The following is a 9,294-nucleotide window of genomic DNA, read 5'->3' on the forward strand; positions in this document are numbered from 1 at the left end:
ATGAAAAGTCATTCAGGTGTACTGGTGTTCTGCCTGGGGCTGGCTGCCTGTCAGGGCAGCAACCCCTATGTCGCCACGTCCAACCCATTGCCACCGGCGCCGCCCCAGGCCGCCAACACCTTTGACCGCAGCGCTTACCCGGCAGCCCCCCGTGACTATGGGCGCTACCGCAGTTGGGCCTGGCTCGACGGGCATCTGCCGCCGGGCACCGCCTGGGCCGACTCGGCACAGATCGCCGAAGCGGTCAGCAATGCGCTGGATCAACGCGGCTTGCGCCCGTTGCACGACAATCGCCCGGCCGACCTGTTGGTCAGCGCCGACCTGCGCCTGGAAACCCGTTTGCGCCAGGTACAGGACGACTATTACGGCGGCGGTTATGGTGGCTACAACGGCTACGGCCCTGGATATGGCGGGTACGCCACCGTACCTGTCGTTCGTACCTATCAGGAGCAAGTCGTGGTGGTTCAGGTGGATATGTTTGACGCCAGGAGCGGCCAGCCGGTGTGGAGCTCCAGCGCTGAAACCGGCAACCGGGGCAGCGAAAGCGAGCGGGCCGATGCCATACGGGAGGCTGTGAAAAAGGCAATGTCGGCGTATCCTCCTAGTTAGCTTCTTGTAGATAAGAAGCATTCCGCAGGATCATGCCTTCAACCGGAGACTCATCATGTTCCGCCGTTTTGTTTTACTGGCAGTGGCCGCGCTGCTCAGTGCCTGCGCCGCCAACCAGGTCAATCATGACTTCGACGCCAGCCGCGACTTTGCTGCCTATCGCAGCTGGACCTGGAAAGAACCCGCCCTGCAATACCGTCCCGACGATCCACGGATCAAGAGCGACCTGACCGAGCAGCGCATCCGTCAGGCGGTTGCCGATCAACTGGATCAGCGCGGTCTGCGCCCGGCCGCCGCAGGCGCCAAGGGCGATTTGAATGTGCAGACCTACCTGATTGTCGAAGAGCGGCAACAACAGGTGACCACCAATTACGGTGGCGGCTGGGGTAACCCGTGGTATGGCTACTACGGCGCCCCTATGTATAACGAAACCCGCAACGTCAGCTACAAAGTGGCGACCATCCAGATCGACCTGCTCGATGGCAAGGACGGCAAACTGGTGTGGCGTGGTAGTGACGAACAGATACTCAGCCGCACGCCGAACCCGACGGATCGTCGCGATGCCATCTGGGAAACAGTCACGCGGATATTGGCCAACTACCCACCGCACGCATCCTAGAGTCAGCCAGTCTCTCAACCCCTGTGCCCTACAGGGGTTTTTATGCCTGGCACTGACGAGCCTGGGGATCGACCTGAACAAAGTCGAGGTGGGTGCCAACCTCGGTTGTCACTCGGGACGCCCATCCCTGGTGATCTGATCCGGCAGCACAATCGGCAGTTCTATGCAGAAACGCGCACCCTCGGTGGAGTTCCTGACGCTCAGCTTGCCGCCCATGTTCTCGACAATGTCATAGCTCACCGAGAGCCCCAGACCGGTGCCGAAGCCCACCGGTTTGGTGGTGAAGAACGGCTCGAAAATCCGCTCCAGCAAACGCGGGTCGATACCGCCGCCGTTGTCCTCGACCCACAGGCGTACCGAGTGTGTATCCCGTTCGGTGTACAGCGAAATCCACGGCTTGAACCCGGGCAGGGTTTCGCGCTTGCCGAGCAACGCGTCCCGGGCGTTGACCATCAGGTTGATCAGTACCTGTTCAAGCTGATCGACATAGCCGCGCACCTGCACCTCAAAACCGGTCTCGCTGATGCGCAGGTCGACGCCTTTGTCGCGTAGGTCCTCGGACAACAGTGACAGCGTGCCTTCGATGGCCTGGACCGGGTTGAACGGTTGCTGCTCGGTTTCCGAGCGGCGGCCGAACACCCGCATGTGGTCCACCACCCGCGCGGCGCGCTGCACTTGCGTGTCGATGCGCGTGAGCTTGTCGATCAGGTAGTCGACCTGTACGTCGCCGTTGTTCAGGCGCTTGAGTACGTTGACGATAGCCATGCGCATCACGTTCAGCGGCTGGTTGATCTCATGGGCCAGGCCGGTGGCCATTTCTCCGAGGGTGGCCATTTTCGCGCTTTGTGTGAGCTGCTGCTGCGCGCGCCTCACCTCGGTGTTGTCGCGCCCCACGGCCTGGACCTCGAGCAACCGGCCCTGTTCATCGAACACTCCACGATCGGACCAGACCCACCAGGCGTGTTCGCAGCCGGGCAGTTGCAGGTTGATCTCGGCGGTGCTGACCGGAAACTCGGGGCTCAGTCGGTTCAGCCGCTGGATGAATGCAGTGCGCTGTTCCCCGGACATCCAGTCGCCCAGATTCACCCCCGGCAATTGCTCGGGTGTCAACTCCAGACAGGTGGCCAGCGGGCGGTTGCCGAAGGTCAGGGTCAAGTCCGGCTGGTAGCGGCAGATCATCGCCGGCGAGTCTTCCACCAACATCCGGTAGCGTTCTTCACTCTGCCTGACCTGTTCGGTGGCCAGGGTCGCTTCGGTGATGTCCAGCCACAGGCCCACGGCTTCCACCGGCAGGCCGAGGTCGTTGCGCAACAACTTCGCTTCATCCAGCAGCCAGTGATAGTCGCCGTGACTGTCACGCAACCGATAGCGGGCACGCACCGAGCCTTCACGCAGCAACAGCCGCGTGCGCTCGAAATACTGCGGTCGGTCGTCGGGATGCACCCGCTCCACGAGCGCCCCGGGTGCGCAGTCGGCGAGGGTCCAGCCGAGCAGTGGCAACAGGCTGTCGCTGAAAAACACCGGGTGCAACGCACCGTCGACATAGCGCTGTACGTAAATCACCGCCGGAGAGCTGGCGATCAGATTGTCCAGACGTGCATGGGCGGCGATGGCGCTCTGTTCCTGGTTCTTGATGTCGCTGATGTCGAGCATGAACCCCACCAGACGACGGTTTTTTCCCGCGCCCAGAGCCTGGCCTTGCAGGCGATACCAGGCGGGTGCGGGCGCACCGTAGGGGCGATACAGGCGCACGCACAGCAGCAGGGGAGTGCCAGTCTCCTGCAAGTCTTGCAGGCAGATGCGCAGCTCTTCGCGGTCGGCGGGATACACCTGATCGAGCCAGTCCTGCATGGATAAACGCGACATTCCAAGGTTCAGGGTAGTGGCCAGCGAAGGTGCCAACTGAACCTCGTCGCTGTCGCTGAAAACTTCCCACCAGCCTGTTCCCAGCAAGGCTTGCAGCGATTCCAGGCGTTCCAGTTGCAGGTGATGCCGGTGCTCGCGCAGGCGCCCGAGCAAGGGACTGGCGAGCGCGGCGGTGATTTGTAGCCAGTCGCGTTCCGTGACATCGGGGGCGCGTTTTTGCGCCGTGTAGAAACCGCACAGCAACCAGGCGACCACCCCTTGCGCATCATGATAGGGCACGACGAAGCCATCGGTATTGCCGAACGTACCTTGCAGGCGCGGGTGTTCGCGCGGGGTCAGGTGCTGCGGAGCCGAGCCGCTCAAACTGTCCAGCCCCGTGCCCAGGCGTTGACCGTTTTGCCACAGTTGCGGTGCATCCGGGGCCGCGTAGTGCTGTTGAATCTGCCAACCATGTTCCTGCTCATCGAGTAAGGCGAGGGCAATGCAGGGGATCTGAAAACGCTGGGCCAGGCTTTGCAGTTGCTCGGTCAGCACCTCGGGCAGGCGCGTCAGGCTGCACAGGCGCAACTGTTCGGCGATTTGCTGCGCCAGCACCTGGCATTGTTCGCGGTTGCGCGATTGCAGGCGCTCAAGCAGCAGGTCGCCGATGTCCAGCATCTGCAACAACCAGGTATCGGCCAAGGGCTGCACCCAGCCGCGCAAATGCAGCGGGGGGCCGTTGAGGCTGTAGAAGTCCAGGTCCAGGGTTTGCCCCTGCCAGTCCGCCGGCGAGCCTTCGATGATGAGGCTGCTGTGGGGCAACAGGAAGTCGAACAGATGCGGTGCCTGCTCGCTGGGGGGGTGCTGGGCCAGCAAGTGCCGCAGCGGACCGCTCAGTTGAACGACACGCCCCTCGGCATTGAGCTGCATCTGCAATCCGAAACTGTGCACCCGCGGTGCCTCTTGCGGCTCCGGCGGGGGCGGCGGATGGCGATGGAGCAGGCGCCCGAAGAGTTTGTCCCCGGCACTCAAAATTGCAGGCTCGCACTGGTCGTGAGGGTCGCCGGCAGATTCGGTACCTGTCCGATGCCCGGCAGGTTCAGATGAATGGCGGCGGTCAGCAATCCCAGGGCGAACTCATTCGCGGCGGCACTTTTTTGTTTGTGGGGGAGGCTGGCTTTCATGAGTGCGTCTACCTTGACCATCACTGAGTAATGTCAGCATAGAATCATTCCGCCAAAACGGAGGTTTGGGTTGTGTACATATCCATTTCTTCGGCAGCGGCTGCTTACGGTTCCGCTCTTAGCGGGTCACTTTTGGCTGTGGGAGCGAGCCTGCTCGCGATGACGCCCTGCCAGCCGACCGAAATCTTGCGGGTGTACCCAATCCACTGTGGGAGCGAGCTTGCTCGCGATGACGCCCTTTCAGCCAACACATTCCTGTGTAGTTTTCCTCAGATCCCGAGGAAATCTCCGACATGTTTTTCAGGTTGTCCGTCGGAAGCGCGATCTCTAGCCTTTGTCGGTCGCTGCAAAATCAGTGATCGGGTTTGGTCGCCCGGGTTTAGAATGGCGCACAGTGCCGCGTGAGCGGCATTTTTGTGCTTGCTTAATGGCGAGCTGTGCGTGGGAGGGCTTAGGCCCTGCCGGGTTTCCATTCCCTGGTCGACCAACCTGCGTACGGTTCGCCACCCTTCTGCTTGGTCGCAGTGATGGCGAACTCCAAATCCAAGAATGGAGCTTCACCATGTTCAAACCCACCCCAAATCCCCCCGAAACCGACGACGTTTCCCCCTACCAATCCCCTCACTCAAATAAATTCCACGAAGCCGCCGACCGCGCCCTCGATCACTACCTCAATCCGTCCAAGCCACCTGCCGTTCACAAACCCAGCACTCTGTTCGTCATCGCCCCGGACATCGATACCGAGACCCTGCTGGCCCACGCCTGTGAGTCGCTGGCGTCGGCGAGTGTGATGGCGAGTGATTTCGCAGGTTTTCTGGAGGGCTCGCAGCGCAACACCCTGTTGGGGATTGCGCAGGTGATCATGCTGGGTGAGCTGGCGGTGAACCGGGCGTTGGATAATCTCGATCCGCAAAACTAACCACGGAGCTTTTGTGGCGAGGGAGCCAGCGCCCTCGCCACGTCGAGGTATCAGCTTTATCAGGCAACCGGCCGCCAATGCCCGACCATATGCTCCAGCTCCCCGACACCCACCAACTGAAAATCCCCGCTCGGCCCTGGCGCACTGGCCAGTAACGTCACCTCACTGGGCAACCGTACCGGTTTCTTGAACTGCACCGCGATCTCGACATTCGCTACAGGCAGATGCCCGGCCAGCGCAGCCAGCGTGCGTGCCTTGTTCCACAGGCCATGGGCGATGGCGGTCGGGAAGCCGAAGAGTCGGGCGCTGGCCGCGCTGAGGTGGATCGGGTTGTAGTCGCCGGACACCTTGGCGTATTGCCGGCCGATGTCCGAAGGCGCTTTCCAGTGCTCGACTTCGCTCAGGGCCAGGCTAGATACCAGGCTCTCTTCGAGCGGTTCACCCTCGAGTTTGACGCCGCGACAGAGCATCCGGCTTTCTGCTTCCCACAACGGCCCCAACTGATCGTCGAGGGTGGTCAGCAGATCGAACGTCGCGCCTTTGGCGTGGGGTTGCAGGTTCTGCACATGCACGCTGACGCGCACCCGATTCACTCCACCCATGGGACGCAGTACACGAACGCGATTGCTCAGGTGAATCAGGCCCAGTAGCGGGAACGGGAAGTCCCTGGTCGTGAGCAGTCGCATCTGCAAGGCAAACCCGAGGATGTGCGGGTAGGTCGGTGGCAGCAGGCCGTTGTCGGCGAAACCACAGACCTTGCGATAAGCCGCCAGGCGCTTGGGATCGACTTCGACCCAGCAACGCAAACCCGAATCGGGTAGGGTGGTGCCCGTGATTTTTCGCCGTGTCGCCGCTCGTGCGTACAATCCCGGCAGGCCGGGTTCGCGGTTGAGTGTGTGCCAGTCGGTGATCATCCTTAAGCCCCCAGAACGCTTTGCCCGCATACGCGCAACGCTTGCCCGGTGAACGCGCCGGTGCCCGGTTGCGCGAGCCAGGCCACGGCCTCGGCGACGTCCTGCGGCAGGCCGCCCTGGCCAAGCGAACTCATGCGGCGTCCGGCTTCGCGCAGGCCGAAGGGAATGTGCGCGGTCATCTGCGTTTCGATGAAGCCCGGTGCCACGGCGTTGATGCTGATGCTGCGCTCGTGGAGTAGCGGCGCCCAGGCTTGCGCCAATCCGATCAACCCGGCCTTGCTCGCCGCGTAATTGGTTTGCCCGCGATTGCCGGCGATGCCGCTGATGGACGCCAGCAGGATCACCCGGCCGTTGTCGTGCAGGGCGCCGCTGTCGAGCAGGGCTTTGGTCAGCACTTGCGGCGCATTGAGGTTGACCGCCAGTACCGCGTCCCAGTATTCCGGGGTCATGTTGGCCAGGGTTTTATCCCGGGTGATGCCGGCGTTGTGCACCACGATGTCGAGCCCGTCGGGCAGTTGTTCAATCAATTGCGCGGCGGCGTCTTCGGCGCAGATGTCGAGGGTGATGGTGCGCCCGCCGAGGCGTGCGGCGAGGGCTTCGAGATCGGTTTTGGCCGGCGGCACGTCGAGCAGGATGACGTCGGCACCATCGCGGGCCAGGGTTTCTGCAATGGCGGCACCGATACCGCGCGCCGCACCGGTGACCAGTGCCTTGCGCCCGGCGAGCGGGCGTGTCCAGTCGGTGACGGGCGTCAAACACGGATTCAAGCGAATGACCTGCCCGGACACGAAGGCGCTTTTCGGTGAGAGGAAAAACCGCAGTGGGCCTTCCAGTTGCCCCTCGGCACCTTCACCGACGTAGATCAATTGCAGGGTGCCACCGCTGCGTAACTCCTTGGCCAGTGAACGGCTGAAACCTTCCAGGGCACGCTGGGCACTGGCGGCGAACGGGTCGCGCAAGGTTTGCGGATCGCGCCCGAGAATCACCAGGTGCGCACAGTGGTCGAGGTTTTTCATCAGCGGCTGGAAAAACTCGCGAAGTTGCTTGAGCTGATCGGTGTGCAGCAGGTCACTGGCGTCGAACACCACGGCCTTGAGTTTCGGTCCATGGCCGGGAATCCAGGCCGTGGCCATCGAAGGCTCGGCGCCGTAGCTGTAGATTGCGTCGGTCAGACGGTTGGCGAAAGCGCTGACGTGTTCGGCCAACGGCCCGCCTCCAATCAGCAGGGCGCCTTCTACAGGTCGCAACCGGCCCGCTTGCCAGCGCTCCAGTCTGGTCGGTGTCGGCAACCCCAGGGCGCCGACCAGGCGATGGCCGATGGACGAATTGGCGAAGTCGATATAGCGGTCAGACATGGAACACGCTCCGAAAGCTGGGGATCAAAGTGTGGACCATGAATGGCGATCAGTCGTTCGATCCACGAGATAAGGCCTACGCTTGGTTACATTGTAGGAGCGAGCTTGCTCGCGATGGCGGTGTATCAGCCAACATCGATGTTGCATGTGCTGACCTCTTCGCGAGCAGGCTCGCTCCCACAGGGGTTAGTGTTTACATCAGGTCTTTTGTCAGGAGCTCTTCATGACCCAACTGCACCGCGTCGCGATCATCGGCGGTAACCGGATTCCCTTCGCCCGCTCCAACGGCCCCTATGCCACGGCCAGTAACCAGGTGATGCTCACCGCCGCCCTCGAAGGCCTGATCGAACGTTACAACCTGCACGGCCAGCGCATTGGTGAAGTGGTCGCCGGGGCGGTGCTCAAGTTGTCGCGAGACATGAACCTCACGCGCGAGTGCGTACTGGGTTCGCGACTGTCGCCCGCCACTGCGGCCTATGACATCCAGCAGGCGTGCGGCACCGGGCTGGAAGCGGCACTGCTGGTGGCGAACAAGATTGCCCTGGGCCAGATCGATTGCGGCATCGCCGGTGGCGTGGACACCACCTCGGATGCGCCGATCAGTGTCAGCGAAGGCCTGCGCAAAATCCTCCTGCAAGCCAACCGCGCGAAAACCACCGGCGACAAACTGAAAACCTTCCTGCAATTGCGTCCCAAACATCTGATCCCCGAACTCCCGCGCAACGGCGAGCCGCGTACCGGGTTGTCCATGGGCCAGCATTGCGAGCTGATGGCCCAGACCTGGAACATCCCTCGCCAGGCACAGGATCAATTGGCGCTTGAGAGCCATCAGAAACTGGCGGCGTCCTACGCCGAGGGCTGGCACAACGACCTGATGACACCGTTCCTGGGCCTGACCCGCGACAACAACCTGCGCCCGGACTCCACACTGGAAAAGCTCGCCGCGCTCAAGCCGGCCTATGAGAAAAGCGCCAAGGGCACCCTGACCGCCGGCAACTCCACGCCACTGACCGATGGCGCGTCACTGGTGCTGCTGGGCAGCGAGGAATGGGCCAAGGCACGCGGGTTACCGATTCTGGCCTACTGGCGTGACGGTGAGGCGGCGGCGGTGGATTTCGTCAACGGTGCCGAAGGGTTGTTGATGGCGCCGGTCTACGCAGTACCGCGCTTGCTCGCGCGCAATGGCCTGACCTTGCAGGACTTCGACTACTACGAAATCCACGAAGCCTTCGCCGCGCAAGTGCTGTGCACCTTGAAGGCCTGGGAAGATCCGGAGTACTGCAAAACCCGTCTCGGGCTCGATACGGCGCTGGGCTCGATCGACCGCAGCAAGCTCAACGTCAAGGGCAGCTCACTGGCTGCGGGGCATCCGTTTGCCGCCACGGGCGGGCGCATCGTCGCCAACCTGGCGAAGTTGCTGGATGCGGCGGGCAAGGGGCGGGGGCTGATTTCGATTTGCGCGGCGGGCGGGCAGGGCGTGACCGCCATTATCGAACGTTGAACAGTCGCAATTGTAGGAGCGAGCCTGCTCGCGATGGGGTCATCAGCTTCAACATCCATGTTGACTGCCATACCGCCATCGCGAGCAAGCTCGCTCCCACAGGTTTTGTGCCTGGCTCAGATTATGTGAGCGACACTGAAACCTTGTGGGAGCGAGCTTGCTCGCGATGGGGCCATCAGCTTCAACATCAATGTTGACTGCCATACCGCTTTCGCGAGCAAGCCCGCTTCCACAGGTTTTGTGCCTGGCTCAGATTATGTGAGCGACACTGAAACCTTGTGGGAGCGAGCTTGCTCGCGATGGGGCCATCAGCTTCAACATCAATGTTGACTGCCATACCGCTTTCGT

At 62.2% G+C, this 9,294-nt stretch carries 8 protein-coding genes; 4 read left to right on the plus strand and 4 right to left on the minus strand.

The genetic code is table 11. The features are described from left to right. Together AC1RP7_RS08605 and AC1RP7_RS08610 are read left to right on the plus strand one after the other, a co-directional pair. On the plus strand, positions 1 to 609 hold the full coding sequence (locus AC1RP7_RS08605; RefSeq protein WP_493181611.1) for a DUF4136 domain-containing protein: 609 nt from the start codon (positions 1 to 3) through the stop codon (positions 607 to 609). 55 nt (positions 610 to 664) lie between these two features. Next, positions 665 to 1,228, plus strand: coding sequence for a DUF4136 domain-containing protein (locus tag AC1RP7_RS08610; RefSeq protein ID WP_057712146.1), 564 nt, complete (start codon positions 665 to 667; stop codon positions 1,226 to 1,228). Positions 1,229 to 1,336: 108 nt separating this feature from the next. On the opposite strand, the gene AC1RP7_RS08615 is transcribed toward AC1RP7_RS08610, so the two are convergent. Both AC1RP7_RS08615 and AC1RP7_RS08620 read right to left on the minus strand, forming a co-directional pair. Next, positions 1,337 to 4,105, minus strand: a complete 2,769-nt coding sequence (locus AC1RP7_RS08615; protein WP_493181612.1) for an ATP-binding protein — start codon at positions 4,103 to 4,105, stop codon at positions 1,337 to 1,339. Next, entirely contained in the window at positions 4,102 to 4,257 is a 156-nt protein-coding gene (locus AC1RP7_RS08620) for a hypothetical protein (protein ID WP_198530222.1), read from the minus strand. The genes AC1RP7_RS08615 and AC1RP7_RS08620 overlap by 4 nt, the downstream gene beginning before the upstream one ends. A gap of 562 nt (positions 4,258 to 4,819) precedes the next feature. On the opposite strand from AC1RP7_RS08620, the gene AC1RP7_RS08625 reads away from it, so the two are divergent. Next, a complete protein-coding gene (locus tag AC1RP7_RS08625; protein ID WP_493181613.1) occupies positions 4,820 to 5,176 on the plus strand; it encodes a DUF6124 family protein in 357 nt (118 codons plus the stop codon). Positions 5,177 to 5,235: 59 nt separating this feature from the next. Here AC1RP7_RS08625 and AC1RP7_RS08630 read toward each other — a convergent pair whose 3' ends face one another. Next, positions 5,236 to 6,090 (minus strand): MaoC family dehydratase, encoded by an 855-nt coding sequence (locus AC1RP7_RS08630; RefSeq protein ID WP_493181614.1) that lies wholly within the window; start codon positions 6,088 to 6,090, stop codon positions 5,236 to 5,238. A gap of 2 nt (positions 6,091 to 6,092) precedes the next feature. Further along, positions 6,093 to 7,445 carry a 3-oxoacyl-ACP reductase gene (locus AC1RP7_RS08635; protein ID WP_340312230.1) on the minus strand — a complete coding sequence of 451 codons (1,353 nt, stop codon included), beginning with the start codon at positions 7,443 to 7,445 and terminating at the stop codon, positions 6,093 to 6,095. A 223-nt stretch (positions 7,446 to 7,668) separates the two neighbouring features. On the opposite strand from AC1RP7_RS08635, the gene AC1RP7_RS08640 reads away from it, so the two are divergent. After that, positions 7,669 to 8,946 carry an acetyl-CoA C-acetyltransferase gene (locus AC1RP7_RS08640; protein WP_493181615.1) on the plus strand — a complete coding sequence of 426 codons (1,278 nt, stop codon included), beginning with the start codon at positions 7,669 to 7,671 and terminating at the stop codon, positions 8,944 to 8,946. The last annotated feature ends 348 nt before the right edge of the window (positions 8,947 to 9,294 follow it).

This window comes from Pseudomonas sp. GW822-FHT01E03 (assembly GCF_058802985.1).

Excerpts from the sequence above, each read along its gene's own strand:
- AC1RP7_RS08605 (WP_493181611.1), top strand. The coding sequence starts at position 1 with ATGAAAAGTCATTCAGGTGTACTGGTGTTCTGCCTGGGGCTGGCTGCC.
- AC1RP7_RS08635 (WP_340312230.1), bottom strand. The coding sequence starts at position 7,445 with ATGTCTGACCGCTATATCGACTTCGCCAATTCGTCCATCGGCCATCGC.
- AC1RP7_RS08630 (WP_493181614.1), bottom strand. The coding sequence starts at position 6,090 with ATGATCACCGACTGGCACACACTCAACCGCGAACCCGGCCTGCCGGGA.
- AC1RP7_RS08610 (WP_057712146.1), top strand. The coding sequence starts at position 665 with ATGTTCCGCCGTTTTGTTTTACTGGCAGTGGCCGCGCTGCTCAGTGCC.
- AC1RP7_RS08620 (WP_198530222.1), bottom strand. The coding sequence starts at position 4,257 with ATGAAAGCCAGCCTCCCCCACAAACAAAAAAGTGCCGCCGCGAATGAG.
- AC1RP7_RS08625 (WP_493181613.1), top strand. The coding sequence starts at position 4,820 with ATGTTCAAACCCACCCCAAATCCCCCCGAAACCGACGACGTTTCCCCC.
- AC1RP7_RS08640 (WP_493181615.1), top strand. The coding sequence starts at position 7,669 with ATGACCCAACTGCACCGCGTCGCGATCATCGGCGGTAACCGGATTCCC.